Origin of the sequence: Thalassolituus alkanivorans, from assembly GCF_020447205.1 — a bacterium.
GTDB classification, from domain to species: Bacteria; Pseudomonadota; Gammaproteobacteria; order Pseudomonadales; family Oceanobacteraceae; genus Venatoribacter; species Venatoribacter alkanivorans.
In genome coordinates this window covers 1-552 of record NZ_JAJAEL010000045.1, presented here as the reverse complement: position 1 = coordinate 552, position 552 = coordinate 1, and the positions used below count along the sequence as shown (strand labels likewise).

Genomic DNA, 552 nt, shown 5'->3' with positions numbered 1-552 from the left:
GACTGGGGTGAAGTCGTAACAAGGTAGCCCTAGGGGAACCTGGGGCTGGATCACCTCCTTAAACGATACTTCAGTCGTCTCAGTTAAGTGCTCACACGTAATTGTCTAAATCTTTGTGATCTGATGTAGGTCTGTAGCTCAGGTGGTTAGAGCGCACGCCTGATAAGCGTGAGGTCGGCAGTTCAACTCTGCCCAGACCTACCAACTTCAGATATATGAAATGGGGCTATAGCTCAGCTGGGAGAGCGCCTGCCTTGCACGCAGGAGGTCTGCGGTTCGATCCCGCATAGCTCCACCACTTCATACCTTGATTCGTTATCAGCTTTAAATTGTCTTGTATAAGACCATTTAAAACTGATAGCAATATCAGATTGCTCTTTAAAAATTAGGATACATGAGAATTGAGATTCTCAAGCGAACTTGCAGTTGCTTGGCGATAGCAATTAACTCCACGCCATAAAGTTTTGTTCTTCATAGCTTGTAAGAACTGAAACGGTTTGGGGTTATATGGTCAAGTGACTAAGCGTGCACGGTGGATGCCTTGGCATCTGG

The 552-nt window shown here is 46.2% G+C and carries 2 tRNA genes and 1 rRNA gene; all 3 read left to right on the top strand.

Annotation, left to right across the window (positions count from 1 at the left end):
• Positions 1-61: ribosomal RNA gene (locus tag LGT44_RS18120) — 16S ribosomal RNA — on the top strand; the annotation flags it as partial.
• A 66-nt stretch (positions 62-127) separates the two neighbouring features.
• A tRNA-Ile gene (locus LGT44_RS18115) sits at positions 128-204 on the top strand.
• Positions 205-222: 18 nt separating this feature from the next.
• A tRNA-Ala gene (locus LGT44_RS18110) sits at positions 223-298 on the top strand.
• Positions 299-552: the final 254 nt, after the last annotated feature.